Raw genomic sequence first — 17,549 nt, forward strand, 5'->3', positions numbered from 1 at the left:
GCATCGGATCGTCGGTGCCGACCCCTAGCATGGGCGCGTGCCGACGAACTTCACCGCTGGGCCGGTCCGGGTCCGGGTCCCCGCCACCAGCGCCAACCTGGGCCCCGGCTTCGACGCGCTCGGTCTCGCCCTCGGGCTCTACGACGACCTGGCTGCCGAGGTCGCGCCCGCCGGCGTCCGGGTGACGGTGACCGGTCAGGGCGCGGGCGAGTTGCCGACCGACGACCGGCACCTGGTGGTACGGGCCATGCGCGCGACTTTCGACGTGCTCGGCGGGCAACCCGCCGGGCTGGCCGTGGAGTGCGTCAACCGGATCCCGCAGGCACGCGGGCTGGGCTCGTCGTCCGCCGCGATCGTCGCCGGGGTGCTCCTGGCCCGTGCCCTGGTCACCGACGGGGAGGACCGACTGGACGAGCCTGGTGTGCTCGGGCTGGCCGCCGAGATCGAGGGCCATCCCGACAACGTGGCGCCGTGCCTGCTTGGCGGTTTCACGCTCGCCTGGTCCGAGCCGACCGGTGCCCGAGCGGTGTCGCTGGCGGTCGCCGAGGGGGTGCGGCCCACCGTTTTTGTGCCGTCCGAGCGTGGCCTCACCGCGACCGCGCGGGCCGCCCTGCCGGCCACAGTGCCGCACGCCGACGCCGCGTTCACCGCGGGGAGGGCGGCGCTTCTGGTCCACGCGCTGACCGCAGATCCGTCGCTGTTGCTGCCGGCCACCGTCGACCGACTGCACCAGGATTACCGCGCAGCCGGGATGCCTGCGACATTTGCGCTGGTCAACGAGTTGCGCGCGGCGGGTGTGGCGGCTGTGGTCAGTGGGGCGGGGCCGACCGTGCTGGCGCTGAGCGAGCCGCCAGCGGATTTCCCGCTGGGAACAGACTGGGAGTTCTGGAAGTTACCGATAGACGTCAGCGGTGCCCGGGTCGCCCGGGGTAGACTTGGACACGCCGAGCGGGACCCTGTTGCCGCAGGTCGGAAGAGTTGATTACGCTCTAGACCTAGCACAGCCGCGAAGCACGCGATCTCCTGCGGGGCGGCGCTCCCCGAAGCTTTCGGCGGTCAGCCCGTCACCCCTGCTCAAGGCCCACGCCGCACCGCAGTTTCCACAGGTCGCCGCAGACGGCGAGACCTGCTCACCGATGTTGGTGAGTCGGGAAACCACCGGCTGCTGTGTCACAGACTCCCGCGACGCGTCCTTGCGAGGCGGGTGCACCGAGGCCGCCCGGCCACCTGAGTTCCGACTCCGGGCAGTCCCGGCCTATCGAGGGAAGGAATCCATTGAGCGACACCACCGACGTGACGTCGGATGTTTCCAACGTCGCTGGCGATGCCACCGCTGCCGCCCCCGCCCGTCGTCGGCGCAGCGGCACCGGTCTGTCGGCGATGCTGCTGCCAGAGCTGCAGAGCTTGGCCGCGTCGCTCGGCATTTCCGGCACGGCTCGCATGCGTAAAGGTGAGCTGATCGCCGCGATCTCCGAGCGGCAGGGCGGCAACGCTGCCGGGACCCCTCGACCGCGGGCTGAGGTCGCGGCTGCGGCCGCTCCGGCCCGTGAGGAGGTGCGCGAGACAGTGGATCGCCCGGCGGCCGAGGGTCGCAGCACCGACCAGGCGCCGGCCGAGCCGGCCACCGAGACCGCGAGTCGGGGTCGTACCCGGCGGACCCGTACCGCCCCGGCTGAGGGCCGCACCACGGGGGCGCGCAGCACCGAGCCGCGCGCCGCTGAGCCCAGCGCCGAGGCGCAGACCACAGAGCCACGTGCCACCGAGGTACGCAGCACCGAGGGACGTGCCGCTGAGGCGCGTACCGACGAGGTGGAGACCGGCGAGCGGGCCGATCGCGGCGAGAACCGCCGGGACCGGGCCGAGCGTCCGGAGCGTGCCGAGCGTCCGGACCGGGGCGAGCGTGCCGACCGGGGTGACCGTTCGGAGCGGGGCGATCGCAACGATCGGGGCGAGCGTGCCGATCGGGGCGAGCGTGCCGATCGGGGCGAGCGTGCCGACCGGGGTGAGCGTGCCGAGCGCGGCGAGCGTAACGAGCGGAGCGAGCGTTCCGACCGGGGCGACCGTAACGACCGGGGCGACCGCAACGACCGGGGCGAGCGTTCCGACCGGGGCGAGCGTGCCGAGCGCAACGACCGGCCAGAGCGTGCCGACCGCGGCGACCGCAACGACCGTGGTCAGCGGGTCGAGCGGGACAACGACGATGACGACGGCGAGGGCGGCGGCCGGCGTGGCCGGCGCAGCCGTTTCCGGGACCGCCGTCGCGGTCGCGGCGAGCGCGCCGAGACCGGTGGCGACACCGGTGGTCGCGAGCCGCAGGTCGGCGAGGACGACGTCCTCGTCCCCGTGGCCGGCATCATCGACGTGCTCGACAACTACGCCTTCGTGCGGACGACCGGCTACCTCGCCGGCCCGAACGACGTGTACGTCTCGATGTCCCAGATCAAGAAGTACGGCCTGCGTCGCGGTGACGCGATCACCGGCGCGGTGCGTGCCAACCGCGAGGGTGGCAACAGCGGTGACCAGCGGCGGGACAAGTACAACCCGCTGATGCGGCTGGACACGATCAACGGGATGGAGCCGGAGGAGGCGCGGCGCCGGCCGGAGTTCTACAAGCTCACGCCGCTCTACCCGCAGGAGCGCCTGCGGCTGGAGACCGAGCCGCACATCCTCACCACACGGGTAATCGACCTGGTCATGCCGATCGGCAAGGGTCAGCGGGCACTCATCCAGTCGCCGCCGAAGGCGGGTAAGACGATGGTGCTCCAGGCGATCGCTAACGCGATCACGCACAACAACCCGGAGTGCCACCTGATGGTGGTGCTTGTGGACGAGCGGCCCGAAGAGGTCACCGACATGCAGCGGTCGATCAAGGGCGAGGTCGTCGCGGCCACGTTCGACCGTCCGCCGCAGGACCACACCACGGTGGCCGAGCTGGCGATCGAGCGGGCGAAGCGCCTGGTCGAGCTGGGGCACGACGTCGTCGTGCTGCTCGACTCGGTGACCCGGCTCGGTCGGTCGTACAACCTGGCGGCGCCGGCCAGCGGTCGGATCATGTCGGGTGGTATCGACTCCACAGCTCTCTACCCGCCGAAGCGGTTCCTCGGTGCGGCTCGCAACATCGAGAACGGTGGCTCGCTGACCATCATCGCCACTGCCCTGGTGGAGACCGGTTCCATGGCGGACACGGTCATCTTCGAGGAGTTCAAGGGCACCGGTAACGCGGAGCTGAAGCTGGACCGGAAGATCGCTGACAAGCGGACCTTCCCGGCCATCGACATCAACCCGTCCGGTACCCGTAAGGAAGAGGTCCTGCTGGCGCCGGAGGAGTTGGTGATCCTCCACAAGCTCCGCAAGGTCCTGCACTCGCTGGACTCGCAGGCGGCGATGGACCTGCTGCTCGACAAGCTCAAGCACACCCGTACCAACATCGAGTTCCTGATGCAGATCGCGAAGTCGACGCCGGGGGAGTGACCACTCTCGGGTGAGACACGACGAAGGGGCACGGCCGTGTGGCCGTGCCCCTTCGTCGTGTCCGCTCGCTGCCTCTGCTCTGCTTCAGCGGGGCAGCACTCCGACCGTGCACTCACGCCGCCGGACGCCGCCGGACGCCGCCGGACGGCGTCAGCGGGCAGCCCGAGAGCGGAATTTTCCTTCGGTTCAGCCGACAGGTCTTGAAACTTCTATTCATTGGCGGGTTGACTGTCGTCCATGCGTACCCGCAGACGATCCGCCCGCCGCACCGGCGTCCTGCTGCTGACGCCGCTGCTCGCCCTGGCCGTGCCGCTGCCGGCCACCGCCGCACCCGTAGCCTCACCCGTCGAGCCCGCGACCCGGTCCGTCGCCGCCGCGTCCACCGGGCTGGCCGCGCCCACGATCGCGGAGGACGCGCCGCCCGCGTCGTCCCGGCCGGCGGACTCGACCAGCCTGGCAGCCGACCCGGCGGCCGCGACCGCGGCGACCGCCCCGACGGCCGCCGCCGGTGGTCTGGAGCCGGCCGGCGGCCTGGAGACCACGAAGGCCACCCGGCCGGTCGCGCCAGGCGTGCAACTGACGTCCTTCGACAGGTACGACGCCGACGGCTGGCTGCGTGCCGACGCGCTCACCACTGATCTCACCGGCGGCGCCACCGTCGACTACGTCAACTCGGGGGCGGTCAGCCGGGCCGAGCCACTGCGCAAGGCGGTGGACGACTCCCGTGCGGTCGCCGCCGTCAACGGCGACTTCTTCGACATCAACAACTCCGGTGCCGCCCAGGGCGTCGGCGTCCGCGACGGTGAGCTGATCCAGTCGGCGGTCAGCGGTCACCGCAACGCGGTGGCGGTCACCACGAGCGGGCTCGGCCGGGTGATCGAGGTGAACTTCGACGGCAGCGCCACCCTGCCCAGCGGGCCGGTGCCGCTCACCCAGTTCAACAACCTGGTCCAGGCCGGCGGCATCGGGGCGTTCACCGAGTTGTGGGGGACGTACTCCCGGCAGCGTGCCGTGGAGGGCGCCGCCCGCGTGGTCGAAGTCACAGTGACCGGCGGTCGGGTGGCCACAGTGGCCGGCGTCGCCGGCAGCGGCCCGATCGCCGCCGGCAGCACCGTGCTGCTCGGCCGCGACGCGGGCGCGGACGCCCTCGCGGCGCTCCGACCGGGCGACCCGGTGACGGTGGCCTGGCGACCCAAGCCGTCCGACGGCAGCACACTGCACGCGGCGGTCGGTGGCGGCAGCGTCCTGGTCCGCGACGGTGTGGTGCAGAGCATCGCCGACCCGACGCTCGCCCCACGCACCGCAGTCGGGTTCAGCGCCGACGGTCGGAAAATGATCATGCTGACGGTGGACGGACGCCAGGTCGACAGCCGTGGCGTGACGCAGACCGAGATGGGCCGGATGATGGCGGAGCTGGGCGCCCACCACGCGCTCAACCTCGACGGCGGTGGGTCGTCGACGCTGCTGGCGAGGGAGCCGGGCGCGTCGACAGTGCAGGTGGAGAACGGCCCGTCCGACGGCAGCGAACGGGCCGTGCCCAACGGCCTGGCCATCTATGCCCCGAAGGGCAGCGGCCGGCTCACCGGCTTCTGGGTCGAGACGGCAAGCGACCCCACCGTCGCCCCGGGCGTATCGCCGGTGCGCGGTGGCCGGCCAGACCGGGTCTTCCCCGGGCTGACCCGCACCCTCACCGCGGCCGGCTACGACGAGACGTACGGTCCGGCGGCCGGTGCGCCCGGATGGCGGGCGACACCTGCGGTACGTGGCCGGGTCGACAGCCGCGGCGTGTTCCGCGCGGGCGCACCGGGGGCAAGCACGGTCACCGCCGCACGTGGCCGGGCCACCGGCACGCTGGGTCTCACAGTGCTCGGCCCGCTGGCCCGGATCGGCTCCACAGTGCCGAGGGTGGGCCTGACCGGGCAGGACGGCAACGCCCTTGTCGGAGTGGTCGGGTACGACGCCGAGGGCAACACCGCGCCCATCGAGCCGGCCGATATGACACTCGACTACGACCGGAACCTGCTGCGGATCACCCCGACCGGCGACGGCAACCTGAGCGTCACCGCGCTCCGGGGCACCGGCTCCGCCCTGGTGACCGTCCACGTCGGACGCGAGAGCACGGTTCTGCCGGTCACCGTCGGGCTGACCGACGTACCGGTCGCCGGATTCGACGACGCCGCGTCCTGGCGGTTCAGCCAGGCCCGGGCCAGCGGGTCGGTCGCGCCGGCGCCAGGGCACACCGGCACCGGCCTGCGCATGTCGTACGACTTCAGCCAGTCGACAGGCACGCGGGCCGCGTACGCCGACCCGCCCGCCTGGATCGAGGTGCCCGGCCAGCCGCAGGCGTTCGGCATGTGGATCCACGGCAACGGCACCGGGGAGTGGCCCAGCCTGCACCTGCACGACGCCCAGGACACCCAGCACGTGCTGCGCGGTCCGCTGATCAGCTGGACCGGATGGCGGTACGTGGAGTTCGCGGTGCCGGCAGGCGTGCAGTACCCGGTGCGGGTGCGCCGCTTCTACGTGGCCGAGACGAACGCCGCCGCGCAGTACAGCAGCGAGGTGATCATCGACGACCTGGTGGCGAAGGTGCCGCCCACTGTCGACGTGCCGGAGGCGTCGCCGCGTACCGATCGGGTGGTGGTCCGCGACGGCACTGTGGACGACGCGCCGTGGCGGTTCGCGGTGCTCTCCGACGCCCAGTTCGTCGCCGCCGCCCCGGACAGCAACCTTGTCGCCCAGGCCCGGCGGACGCTTCGCGAGGTGCGCGCGGCCCGGCCGGACTTCCTCCTGATCAACGGTGACTTCGTGGACACCGCCTACCCGGCGGACTTCGCGCTGGCGCGACGGATCCTCGACGAGGAGTTGGGTGACGCGCTGCCCTGGTACTACGTGCCCGGCAACCACGAGATCATGGGTGCCCCGATCAGCAACTTCGAGGCGGCGTTCGGTGCCACGTCACGGGTGTTCGACCACAACGGCACCCGGTTCGTCACGTTGAACTCGTCCACCGGGACGCTGCGCGGCGGCGGCTTCGACCAGGTGCGGATGCTGCGCGAGACGCTTGACGCGGCGGCTACCGACCGGCGGGTCGGCTCGGTCGTCGTGCTGCACCACCACCCGGCACGCGATCCCAGCCCCGCCCAGGCCAGCCAACTCGGTGACCGTAAGGAGGCGGCGCTGTTGGAGCAGTGGCTCGCCGACTTCCAGCACCGCACCGGCAAGGGCGCGCTGTTCGTGGGCGGGCACGTCGGCACGTTTTACGCCGACCGGGTGGACGGCGTGCCGTACGTGATCAACGGCAACGCGGGCAAGACGCCGTCCACCCCGGCCGACCAGGGCGGCTTCACCGGCTGGACGGAGTTCGGCGTCGACCCGGTCACCCCGGCCGAGGCTGATCGGGCCCGCCGTGACCCACTCGCCGAGGGGCCACGCTGGGTGGACGCGGAGTTCCACGCCCACCTGGACCGGCTCACGGTGAATGCCCCGCCCAGCGTGGCGGTCGGCAGCCCGGCTACGGTCACCGCCACGCTCACCCAGCCGGACGGTCGGACGGTGCCGGTTGCCGCCCCGGTCAGCGCCGACTGGTCGGCCTCGCCGGGCGTTCACGTCGGCTCCGCGGCCGGCGTGCGTCCGTGGCACACGGCCCGCTTCGACCCGGTCACCGGCACGCTTACCGCGCTGCGCGCCGCCGGACCCATCAGCCTCGCCGTCACCGTCAACGGCGTCCGCGCCGAGGCCACCGTCACCGTCACCCGGTGACCTGTCCGGACGGGCTCCCCAGGCCGGGGGCCCGTCCGGACATCCCTCAGAAGTCGCCCTCGGCCACCTGGAACACGGTGAGGCCGAGGTCGCGCCACATCCGCACCACCTGGACGCGGTCGTCGAACACGCCCACCACCCGGTAGCGGTCCCGGATCTCCCGGTCGTAGATCTCCCGTTTGACGATCGAGTCCTTGCGGTAGTCGCCGACGGCACGCAGGTGCAGCCCGAGGTAGGGGGCCCGGACGTGCCGGGCCAGCCACGCCTCGGTTGCGGCCCGGGCGGAGGCGTCCCGTCCGGAGCAGAAGACCACCCCGTACCCGGCGGCGTGCATGGCCCGGACCGCCGCGATCACCGCGCGGTTCGGCTGGTCCTGACCCACCCGGGTCATGTCGTACGGGCTGCGCGACACGGCCAGCGCGACGGTGCCGTCGATGTCCACCAGGACGATCTCCGGCGGTTCTGCCGATGGCGGGTGCACGGCGGCGGGCCGGCCGGTGCGCGCCTGCGGGACGGGCAGCGGCAGGGTGCGCCCCTCGAGGTACCGCTCGTGCAGCCGGCGGATCGCGTCCGCGCCGACCTGGTCGGGCTCCGGGCGGGCGGCGTCACGGCGCAGGCACTCGTCCAGCGGTACGTCGGTGAAGTCGTGCACCTCGAAATCCGCGCCGTGCCGGGCGGCCAGATCGGCCCAGCCCCGCAACGTGCGGGCGCGCAGGTTGGTGTCGTCCACGCACACGTCCGCGCGGGCCTGCAACAGCGCCTCGACCTGGGCGCGCTGCACGACTGTCACCTGCGCCTCGGCCCACTGCGTGAAGAGCCGCTCGCCGTGCAGCATCCGGCGCAGGTCGTCCCGGTTGACCCGGAGCACGGACGGCTGGAGCGTACGGGCGAAGGTGGTCTTGCCCGAGGCGGGCAGCCCTCGGGTGGCGATCAGGCGGGCCATCGACGCACCTCCGACTCGACCCGCGCACCCCGCGTGGGGTACGCCGTGACGATTTCCTGGCTGGGCGAATGCCCCGGCGGGCGGCGGGAATGCGGACGAGGAGGCACGTGTTGACGATGCCGGACGAGGTGTGTGGCCCGATTATCGGGTCGGCTCAGGCCCATGGCACACTGGTCAATCGGCCACCGGTTCCGGTTCACGCCCGAGCCCGTCGCGTACGGCGCGACGAGCGATGACGGCGACCCGGCGACCACCAACGAGAGGACCGAGGCGAGATGAAGGCAAACATCCACCCGGAGTACGTGACCACCGAGGTCAGCTGCTCCTGTGGCAACACGTTCACGACCCGCAGCACCGCCAAGGGCGGGGCGATCCACGCCGAGACCTGCAGCGCCTGCCACCCGTTCTACACCGGTAAGCAGCGCGTTCTCGACACCGCCGGCCGGGTCGCGAAGTTCCAGCAGAAGTACGCCAAGGTTCAGGCCAAGAAGGCCAAGTAGCTCCACGTTCGGCGCCCGCGTCCGGTTTCGCACCGGAGGCGGGCGCCGTCCGCGTTCCACACCTGTTTTCGCCCGGCTGCCGGTAGGTCCCCGGCCGGGCGTCGCCGTACCGTCGAAGGAGCATCCGCAGCATGAGCAGCGAGCGTCTGGCCGGCCTCCTCGACGAGTACGCGGAGTTGGAGAAGCGGTTGGCCGATCCGGCCATCCACGCCGACCAGGCCACCGCGCGTCGGGTCGGCCGTCGGTATGCCGAGCTGGTGCCGTTGCGAAAGGCCGCCGGCGAGCTGGAGCAGGCGCGCGCCGACCTGACCGCGGCCCGCGAGTTGGCAGCCGAGGACCCGTCCTTCGCCGGTGAGGTGGAGTTGATCGCGGCGTCCCTGCCGGTGCTTGAGGAGCGCCTCGCGGAGCTGCTCATTCCCCGTGACCCGCACGACGCCAAGGACGTGATCGTCGAGATCAAGGCCGGCGAGGGCGGCGAGGAGTCGGCCCTGTTCGCCGGTGACCTGCTGCGGATGTACACCAGGTACGCCGAGCGGCACGGGTGGATCACCGAGGTGATCGACGCGCAGGATTCCGACCTCGGCGGCGTCAAGGACGTCTCACTGTCGATCAAGACCAAGGGTGTGCCCGAGGGCGGCAACGGCGTCTGGTCGCGGCTCAAGTGGGAGGGCGGCGTGCACCGGGTGCAGCGTGTCCCGGTCACCGAGTCGCAGGGCCGGATCCACACGAGCGCGGCCGGGGTGCTGGTGCTGCCCGAGGCCGAGGACGTCGACGTCACAATCGACCAGAACGACCTGCGCATCGACGTGTTCCGGTCGTCCGGGCCGGGCGGACAGTCGGTGAACACCACCGACTCCGCAGTGCGGATCACCCACCTGCCGACCGGCATCGTCGTCTCCTGCCAGAACGAGAAGTCCCAGTTGCAGAACCGGGAGCAGGCGATGCGGATCCTGCGTGCGCGGCTGCTCGCCGCCGCCCAGGAGCAGGCCGACGCCGCCGCCTCGGACGCCCGCAAGGCGCAGGTCCGCACCGTGGACCGCTCGGAGCGGATCCGCACCTACAACTACCCGCAGAACCGGATCACCGATCACCGGATCGGCTACACGGCGTACAACCTGGATCTGGCGCTCGCCGGTGACCTGGACGGGGTGCTCGACGCGTTGGCCGAGGCCGACCGTGCGGCCCGCCTGGCCGGCGACACCGAACTGACCCGCCGCTGACCAGCCCTGCCCGGGCCCCGTCCCCGTCGATCATGGGGTTGTGGTGGGCGGTTTGTCGCGTCGTGGGCCTTTGATGAGGCGCCACAACTCCTTGATCGACGCCAGGTCTCGCGGTCAGCTCGCGCGGGGGCGTGACTTGGCACGTAGCATCTCCCGGTCGGCCTGCTCGAAGGCGACGCTGAGCGCGTCGCGCAGCCCGCTGCCGCCGCCGGAGACCTCGGCGAAACCGATGCTCACCCCGACCGGTGTGCCGGGCACCAGCGACTCCCAGTCCTCGGCGTGCACGGCCACCTCGATCCGTCGGGCCACCTCGGCGGCCTCGGCCATGCCGGTGTCCGGCAGCACCACGACGAACTCGTCGCCGCCGTAGCGGGCCACGAAGTCGCCCCGGCGCATCACCCGGTTGATCACCCCGGCGATGCGTTGCAGGACCAGGTCGCCGGAGTGGTGGCCGTGCCGGGTGTTCACCGCCTTGAAGCCGTCCAGGTCGCAGACACCGATCACCACCCGGTCGCCCCGGGTGACGACGGCGGTGATGTACCGCTCCAGCCGGCGCCGGTTGGGCAGCCCAGTGAGCGGGTCGGTGAGCGCCTCACCCTCGTACCGTGCGGCCTCCCGGCGCATCTCCTCGTGGTCGATCCGGGCGGCGATGCCGTCGATGTAGACGTCGCGGAGCCGGTCGTTGCGCTGGGCGGCGAGCCGGAACGCCAGCCGGTCGGCCCGGTGCGCCGCCGAGTGGTCGCCGGCCCGGGACAGGGCGATGCTGCGCAGCCGTGCGGGTTCGGCAGCGCCGAGCGTCTCGGTGGCTACCTGGATGGTGTCCAGGCGGGCGACCGCCTCGATAGGCCGCCCGTCGGCCACGGCCAGGCAGATCATCCCGAGTTGCCGCAGGTCACGGGCGCGCGCGCTGTCGCCACCGTGGCTGATCAGGCGGGCCGGCGCGGTGTCGCCGGACGATCCCAGCGGGTCGCCGAGCGCCGCCTGCCGTGCCGCCGAGTAGCCGTACGCGGCGAGGCTGCTGGGGCGCAGCTTGCCGGCCCGCCCGGTGCGGACGAAGCGCGCCAGGTCGGCGGCGACGTCCCGGAGGACACGCAGACACCCGTCGCTGTCCCCGTTGTGGTCCAGCGCCACCGCGTTGCGCAGCCGGATGCCCGGCGCGGCGAACGTCTCCTCGGGGATGCCGGCCGTCAACCCGAGCTGCCGGGCCCGTTCGATAGCGCCGAGGGCGTACCCGTGGAAGCTGAGGTAGCTGTAGGCCATCGCCAGGTCGTGCCAGCCCCAGGCGGTGTCCCGGTCCGGATCTTCGACCGCGGTCAGCGCCCGGGCGGCCTTGACCAGGTGGGTCACACAGCGGTCCAGAGCGCCCTGGTGGTGCGCGGCGAGGGCGGCCAGGGCGTTGAGGTGCCCGTACAGGTAGGGCTCGGCGAGGTCGCGGACCGCCGCCGATGCCTCCTCGATGGCCCTGGTGAACTCTGCGGTGCGGCCGAGATTGATCAGCGCGGAGAGGCGCTGCACCATGGCGTCCGCGCGCGCCGCCGGGTCGTTGGTGGTGCGGATCACCCGATCCAACAGGGTGTACGCCTCAGCGGAGCGGCTGGCCTCCTGCAACGCCCGGGCATGCGTGAGGGCGTCAACCTGGTCATCGACCCGGTCGAGCCAGCCCACTCACGGCCTCCTGTCGTGTGCGCCCGACGACGTCCGTTCGTGACGTCGCCGGTGACGCTTCATGATTATGTCGTGAGCACTTTGCCGCAACACCCCTCCGAAGGGACAGGACGGGTCCGCCCGTCCGCCGCCGTGGGCCGGGCCACCCGGGCGCTCGCCGCCGCGGGGGTGGGTCCGGCGCGGGTGGAGGCCGAGCTGTTGACCGCGTACGTGCTGGGGGTGCCCCGGGGTCGGCTGGCGCTCGCCGACGATCTCAGCGATGACCAGCTGGCCCGGCTCGACGGGCTGGTCGAGCGCCGCGTCAGCCGGGAGCCGTTGCAGCACCTGACCGGTCGGGCCGGTTTCCGGCACCTGGAGCTGGCGGTCGGCCCGGGTGTCTTCGTGCCGCGCCCGGAGACGGAGCTGCTGGCCGGCTGGGGCATCGAGCAGAGCCGGGGGCTGCCCGAGCCGCTGGTGGTGGACCTGTGCAGCGGTTCCGGCGCTATCGCGTTGGCGGTGGCCCAGGAGGTGCCCGGCGCACAGGTGGTCGCCGTGGAGCGGTCCCCGGCGGCGCTGGAATGGCTGCGCCGCAACGCCGCCGAGCGGGCCACGGCGGGGGACCGCCCCATCGAGGTGGTCGAGGCCGACGTGACAGCACCGGACCTGCTGGCCGATCTGGTCGGCCGGGTGGACGTCCTGCTCTGCAACCCGCCGTACGTACCTGTGGAGGTGGTGGTGCCGCCGGAGGTGGCCGGGCACGATCCGGCGGAGGCGGTGTTCGGCGGCGCGGACGGCCTCGACGTGATCCGGCCGATGCTTGCCCGGGCTGCGGCGCTGCTGCGGCCGGGCGGCGTTCTCGGTGTCGAGCACGACGACACGCACGACGTGGCGGTGCCCGCGCTGCTCGCCGGGAGCGGCTGGTTCACCGACGTCGACGAGCATCGGGACCTCACGGGCCGCCCCCGGTACGCCACCGCGTCCCGACGGGCGGACGGCCAGCACGCCGCGTCCGGCCGGGCGTGGCAGACTGACTCCTCGTGATGCTCTACGACTGCCGGTCGCCCGCCGATCGTGACCGCGGCATCGCTGCGGCCATCGAGGCGGTCAAGAACGGCGAGCTTGTCGTCCTCCCGACGGACACCGTCTACGGAATCGGCGCGGACGCGTTCACTCCGTACGCGGTGAAGGCGCTGTTGGACGCGAAGGGCCGGGGCCGGCAGATGCCGCCGCCGGTGCTCATCGGTTCCCGCCACACCCTCGACGGCCTGGTGTTCTCGCTGCCCACTGCCGCTCGGGACCTGGTGGAGGCGTTCTGGCCCGGTGCGTTGACGATCGTCGTCGAGCACTCGCCGAGCCTGCAGTGGGACCTGGGCGACAAGTCGGGGACGGTGGCGGTGCGGATGCCGCTGCACCCGGTGGCGCTTGAGGTGCTGCGGGAGACCGGCCCGATGGCGGTCTCGTCGGCGAACAAGACGGGCCAGCCGGCGGCGGTGACTGCCGAGGAGGCCCGCGACCAGCTCAGCTACTCGGTGCGGGCGTACCTGGAGGCCGGGCCCTGTCCGGACCCGGTGCCGAGCACGATCGTGGACCTCACCGGCGACGTGCCGCAGCTGCTGCGGGCCGGCGCGATCCCGTTGGAGAAGCTGCGCGAGGTGGTTCCGGATCTCGTCGACACCCAGGGGGTCTGAGTGCCCCCGTTCACCGTCCTGCACGTCTGCATGGGCAACATCTGCCGCTCGCCGATGGCCGAGCGGCTGCTCGCCCTCGCGGTGCGGGAGCGGTTGGCGCGGCGTGGGGAGGCCCCGGCGCTGGCTGAGGAGTTGCTGCACAGCCACAGCGCGGGGACGGGCGGCTGGCACGCGGGCGAGGAGATGAACCCGCCGGCGGCCCGGCAGGTCATCGGCCGTGGCGGTGCCGTCGAGGGGTTCGCGGCGCGCAAGCTGCGCTCGGACCACATCGACGCCGCCGACCTGGTCCTGACGGCCACGGCCGACCAGCAGGAGTACGTGGTGGCGCTGCGCCCGGACGCGGCGGCCCGCACGTTCGTGCTCGGTGAGTTCGGCCGGCTGCTGGCCGCTGTGGACGTCGCCGCGCTGCCGGCGGCGGAGGCGACCCCGCAGGGGGTGTACGCCCGGGGCGTGGCTCTGGTTGCGGCGGCACACGACAACCGGTTGGGTGCCTCGGTGCTGCCCACCGACGATCTGGACGATCCGTGGGGCCGTGGTGACCAGTGCTTCAGCCGGGTCGCCGACGAGATCGAGGAGACGGTCCACCCGCTGGCCGCCGCGCTGCTGCCCTGAGCGCCGTGCGAGTTTTCTGCGGGTTTGGGGAAAACCGGGGGCGAAAGGGGCGTTCCGGGTCATTCTGAACGGGTCCTAGCGTGACCGGCTCCTGCGGGGAGAGCTGATGATCCGGGCCCGACTCGACAAACTACTGACCGTGGTGATCGCCGGCGTGCTTGCCGGACTGGTGCTGGCCGGAGCCGCCCTGCCCGCGGCTCTGGTCTTCGGGATCGGCTTCAGCGCCCTGTCCACGCCGTACTCGGAGCTGCCGAACACGCTCCGCACGCCGCCCACCGCCCAGCGGTCCAACCTCTACGCCAGCGACGGCACCACGCTGATCACGTCCTTCTACCAGGAGGACCGGGTGGACGTACCGCTGGACGAGGTCGCCCCGGTGATGCGCCAGGCCATCGTCGCCGCCGAGGACGCCCGGTTCTACAAGCACAGCGGGGTGGACCTGCGCGGCGTCGTACGCGCGTTCACGGTCAACAAGCGCGACGGCCGTACCCGGCAGGGCGCCTCCACGCTGACCATGCAGTACGTCCGCAACGTGCTCGCCAGCGACCCCCGGCTGACCGTGGGACAACGCCGGGCCGCCACCGAGGTCACCACGGCCCGCAAGCTCCAGGAGATGCGGTACGCGCTCGCGTTGGAACGGGAGCTGAGCAAGGAGGACATCCTCACCCGCTACCTCAACATCGCCTACTTCGGCGCCGGGGCGTACGGGATCGCCGCCGCCAGCAAGCGGTACTTCTCCCGGTCGCCGGCCGAGCTGACCCTCGCCCAGGCGGCGCTGCTGGCCGGTCTGGTGCAGTCGCCGGACAGCGACGACCCGATCAACGGCGACGCCGACAGCGCGCTGGAGCGCCGGTCGTACGTGCTGGAGCGGCTTGTGGAGTCCGGCCAGGTGGCTGCCGACGCGGCCGACGCGGCGCGGACCGAGCCCATGCAACTGCGGCCCAGCGAGACGCCGAACGACTGCACGGGGGTGCCCGACGGGCACAACGACTGGGGCTTCTTCTGCGACTGGTTCACCCGCTGGTGGAGCAGCCAGCCGGCGTTCGGGTCGACGGCCGACGAGCGGCAGCGCACCCTGCGCCGGGGTGGCTTCTCCATCGTCTCCTCGCTGGACCCGGCGGTGCAGCGGGCCACCACCGAGCAGGTGCTGAAGATCTACAAGCCGACCGACCCGCGGGCGGTGCCGACAGCTGTGGTGCAGCCCGGCACCGGCAGGGTGCTGGCGATGTCGGTGAACCGCGCCTACAGCGTGGGGGACAACCCGATCGGGCAGAAGAACCACCCGAACACCGTCAACCAGCTCGTCGCCGGCGGCGGGGCGATCGACGGCTACCAGGGCGGCTCGACGTTCAAGCTATTCGCCCTGCTGGCCGCGCTGGAGTCGGGCATGCCGCTGTCGACCGAGTTCACCGCGCCGAGCCAGATCCTGACCCGGTTCCCGGTGACCGGGCCGGCCAGCTGCGACGGCCGCTGGTGTCCGTCGAACGCCAACCCGTCGTCGATGGACGGCCCCCGCACCATGTGGAGCGCCTTCGGCCGCTCGGTGAACACCTACTTCGCGTGGCTCACCGAGAAGGTCGGCGCCGACCGGGTGGTGGAGATGGCCGAGCGGCTCGGCATCGTGCTGCGCGCCGACCCCGACGAGCAGCTCGCCCGGTACGGCGCGAAGAACTGGGGCCCGTTCACACTGGGCGTGGCCGCCACGACCCCGCTCGACCTGGCCAACGCGTACGCCACGGTGGCGGCCGAGGGAACCTGGTGCGCGCCGCTGCCGGTGGTCTCGATAAGCGACTCGACCGGTCGGCCTGTGGATGCCGCCAAGCCGGACTGCCGGCAGGTCCTGGACACCGACGTGGCCCGTGCGGCCATCGACGCATCCCGCTGCCCGGTGGGTGACCAGTCGATGTACGGGCGATGCGACGGCGCCACCGCGCCCGATCTGCGCGCCCGGCTCGGCCGCCCGGTGGCCGGCAAGACCGGCAGCTCCGAGCGGTACGAGACGGAGACGGTGGTGGCCTTCACGCCGCAGTTGGCGGTCGCCTCGATGGCGGCCAACCCGGACGACCCCCGCGACGCTGTCGGTCAGGCGGTGCAGGCCCGGATGGTGACCGCGGTGGGCGAGGTGCTCACCGCCGGCCTACGAGGCGAGCCGGTACGCGATTTCGTCCCGCCGAGCGAAAGAGCCGCCTTCCAGCTAACAGGCCCCCGCAACGGCAACTGAGCAGGGTTGGGGTTAGGAGAGTTCTTCTGCGCCTCGGGCTATGTTGCGGGCCATTCCGCCGAAGACCAGCGCGTGGAACGGCGCCACCGATCCCCAGTAGGCGTGCCCGCTCAGCCCGCGGGGCAGGAAGACGGCGCGTTGCTGGTAGCGGCTGCGCCCGTCGTCGGCGGGCAGCACCCGCATCTCCAGCCAGGCCCGGCCGGGCAGGCGCATCTCGGCGCGCAGCCGCAGCAGCTCGCCCGGGATGATCTCCTCCACCCGCCAGAAGTCCAGCGCTTCGCCGACCTGCAACCGGTGCGGGTCGCGCCGGCCACGCCGCAGCCCCACCCCGCCGACGAGGCGATCCAGCCAGCCACGTATCGACCAGGCGAGCGGGAACGAGTACCAGCCGTGCTCGCCGCCGACGCCCTCGACAACCCGCCAGAGGGCGGCCGGCGGCGCGTCCACTGTCCGCTCCCGAAAGTCGGTGTAGGTGGTGCCACCGGACCAGTCCGGGTCGCTGGGCAGCGGCTCGGCGGGAGCGTCCGGGCCGCTCGCGTTCGACCACCGGGTCTCCACCTGGGCGTCGCGCACCTTTGCCAGCGCCAGGGACACCGCCTGGTCGAAGCCGGTCAGCCCGCCGGGCGGGTCGGGTACGTACCGGGCGATGTCGTGTTCGTGCGTGACCGCCTCGTGGATGAGGCTCTCCACAAGCGGGCGGGCGATGGCGTTCGGCACCGGTGTGATCAGGCCGACCCAGTGCGAGGAGAGCGACGGGGTGAGCGGCCGGACCGGCACGATGATCCGCCGGCGCAGCCCCGCCACCCGCGCGTAGCGCTGCATCATGTCGCGGAAGGTCAGCACGTCCGGTCCGCCGATGTCGAAGCCCCTGTTGACCTCCGGAGGCAGCGTGGCGCAGCCGGCCAGGTAGCGCAGCACGTCGCGGACGGCGATCGGCTGGATCCGGTTGCCCACCCACCGTGGGGTGACCATGGCGGGCAGCCGCTCGGTCAGGTAGCGCAGCATCTCGAACGACGCCGAGCCGGAGCCGATGATGACCGCGGCGCGGAGCACGGCCGTGGGCACCCCGCTGGCCAGCAGGATCCGGCCCACCTCGGCCCGGGACCGCAGGTGCGGTGAGGGGACCTCCGCGTCGGACGCCGGCTCCGGACCCCCCAGATAAACGATCCGGTGTACGCCTGCCGCACGGGCCGCCGCCGCGAAGTTTGTCGCCGCCTCGCGGTCGGCCGCCTCGAAGTCGGGACGGCCGAGCGAGTGCACGAGGAAGTAGGCGACGTCCACGTCGGCGAATGCGGCAGGCAGCGTCTCCGGTCGGCTGAGGTCCCCCTCGACGATCTCGGCCGCCGAGGCCCACGGCACGTCACGCAGCCGCACGGCCTTGCGGGCCAGGCAGCGTACGGAGTGCCCGTCGGCGAGCAGAAGCGGCGTCAGTCGCCCGCCGATGTATCCCGTTGCACCGGTGACGAGGCATCTCACGGGTCCCAGTGT

Annotated in this window: 12 protein-coding genes; 9 read left to right on the plus strand and 3 right to left on the minus strand. The window is 72.4% G+C overall.

From position 1 onward, the window contains the following. Window positions 1-37 precede the first annotated feature (37 nt). The 3 genes from thrB (at window position 38) to ADK66_RS14870 (ending at window position 7,233) form a co-directional block, all read left to right on the plus strand. Complete coding sequence (gene thrB / locus ADK66_RS14860) at window positions 38-982, plus strand: homoserine kinase (protein WP_053655635.1); 945 nt, start codon at window positions 38-40, stop codon at window positions 980-982. A gap of 293 nt (window positions 983-1,275) precedes the next feature. Next, the gene (gene rho / locus ADK66_RS14865; protein WP_053655636.1) at window positions 1,276-3,471 is read left to right on the plus strand and encodes a transcription termination factor Rho; all 2,196 of its coding nucleotides are present in this window, start codon (window positions 1,276-1,278) and stop codon (window positions 3,469-3,471) included. A 237-nt stretch (window positions 3,472-3,708) separates the two neighbouring features. Beyond that, entirely contained in the window at window positions 3,709-7,233 is a 3,525-nt protein-coding gene (locus ADK66_RS14870; protein ID WP_053655637.1) for a phosphodiester glycosidase family protein, read from the plus strand. Between the two features lie 46 nt (window positions 7,234-7,279). On the opposite strand, the gene ADK66_RS14875 is transcribed toward ADK66_RS14870, so the two are convergent. After that, complete coding sequence (locus tag ADK66_RS14875; RefSeq protein WP_053655638.1) at window positions 7,280-8,176, minus strand: AAA family ATPase; 897 nt, start codon at window positions 8,174-8,176, stop codon at window positions 7,280-7,282. A gap of 275 nt (window positions 8,177-8,451) precedes the next feature. On the opposite strand from ADK66_RS14875, the gene rpmE reads away from it, so the two are divergent. Then, window positions 8,452-8,676 (plus strand): 50S ribosomal protein L31, encoded by a 225-nt coding sequence (gene rpmE / locus ADK66_RS14880; RefSeq protein WP_030333150.1) that lies wholly within the window; start codon window positions 8,452-8,454, stop codon window positions 8,674-8,676. Window positions 8,677-8,807: 131 nt separating this feature from the next. Further along, entirely contained in the window at window positions 8,808-9,896 is a 1,089-nt protein-coding gene (gene prfA, locus ADK66_RS14885) for a peptide chain release factor 1 (RefSeq protein ID WP_053655639.1), read from the plus strand. 114 nt (window positions 9,897-10,010) lie between these two features. Here prfA and ADK66_RS14890 read toward each other — a convergent pair whose 3' ends face one another. Beyond that, complete coding sequence (locus ADK66_RS14890) at window positions 10,011-11,561, minus strand: diguanylate cyclase (RefSeq protein WP_053655640.1); 1,551 nt, start codon at window positions 11,559-11,561, stop codon at window positions 10,011-10,013. A gap of 72 nt (window positions 11,562-11,633) precedes the next feature. Here ADK66_RS14890 and prmC point away from each other — a divergent pair, with 72 nt between their 5' ends. The 4 genes from prmC to ADK66_RS14910 all read left to right on the plus strand — a co-directional run bounded on the left by prmC (window position 11,634) and on the right by ADK66_RS14910 (window position 16,061). Further along, a complete protein-coding gene (gene prmC / locus ADK66_RS14895) occupies window positions 11,634-12,581 on the plus strand; it encodes a peptide chain release factor N(5)-glutamine methyltransferase (protein ID WP_053655641.1) in 948 nt (315 codons plus the stop codon). After that, a complete protein-coding gene (locus tag ADK66_RS14900) occupies window positions 12,581-13,228 on the plus strand; it encodes an L-threonylcarbamoyladenylate synthase (protein WP_053655680.1) in 648 nt (215 codons plus the stop codon). The genes prmC and ADK66_RS14900 overlap by 1 nt, the downstream gene beginning before the upstream one ends. Continuing rightward, the gene (locus ADK66_RS14905; protein ID WP_053655642.1) at window positions 13,229-13,840 is read left to right on the plus strand and encodes a phosphotyrosine protein phosphatase; all 612 of its coding nucleotides are present in this window, start codon (window positions 13,229-13,231) and stop codon (window positions 13,838-13,840) included. A 106-nt stretch (window positions 13,841-13,946) separates the two neighbouring features. Then, complete coding sequence (locus ADK66_RS14910; protein WP_053655643.1) at window positions 13,947-16,061, plus strand: transglycosylase domain-containing protein; 2,115 nt, start codon at window positions 13,947-13,949, stop codon at window positions 16,059-16,061. A gap of 12 nt (window positions 16,062-16,073) precedes the next feature. Here ADK66_RS14910 and ADK66_RS14915 read toward each other — a convergent pair whose 3' ends face one another. Next, a complete protein-coding gene (locus ADK66_RS14915; protein ID WP_053655644.1) occupies window positions 16,074-17,537 on the minus strand; it encodes an SDR family oxidoreductase in 1,464 nt (487 codons plus the stop codon). Window positions 17,538-17,549 lie beyond the last annotated feature (12 nt).

The sequence above is a fragment of the Micromonospora sp. NRRL B-16802 genome (assembly GCF_001279555.1).
GTDB classification, from domain to species: Bacteria; Actinomycetota; Actinomycetes; order Mycobacteriales; family Micromonosporaceae; genus Micromonospora; species Micromonospora profundi.

Coding starts and splice junctions, on each gene's coding strand:
- ADK66_RS14870 (WP_053655637.1), top strand. CDS start 3,709: ATGCGTACCCGCAGACGATCCGCCCGCCGCACCGGCGTCCTGCTGCTG.
- ADK66_RS14875 (WP_053655638.1), bottom strand. CDS start 8,176: ATGGCCCGCCTGATCGCCACCCGAGGGCTGCCCGCCTCGGGCAAGACC.
- ADK66_RS14910 (WP_053655643.1), top strand. CDS start 13,947: ATGATCCGGGCCCGACTCGACAAACTACTGACCGTGGTGATCGCCGGC.
- rpmE (WP_030333150.1), top strand. CDS start 8,452: ATGAAGGCAAACATCCACCCGGAGTACGTGACCACCGAGGTCAGCTGC.
- ADK66_RS14900 (WP_053655680.1), top strand. CDS start 12,581: ATGCTCTACGACTGCCGGTCGCCCGCCGATCGTGACCGCGGCATCGCT.
- prfA (WP_053655639.1), top strand. CDS start 8,808: ATGAGCAGCGAGCGTCTGGCCGGCCTCCTCGACGAGTACGCGGAGTTG.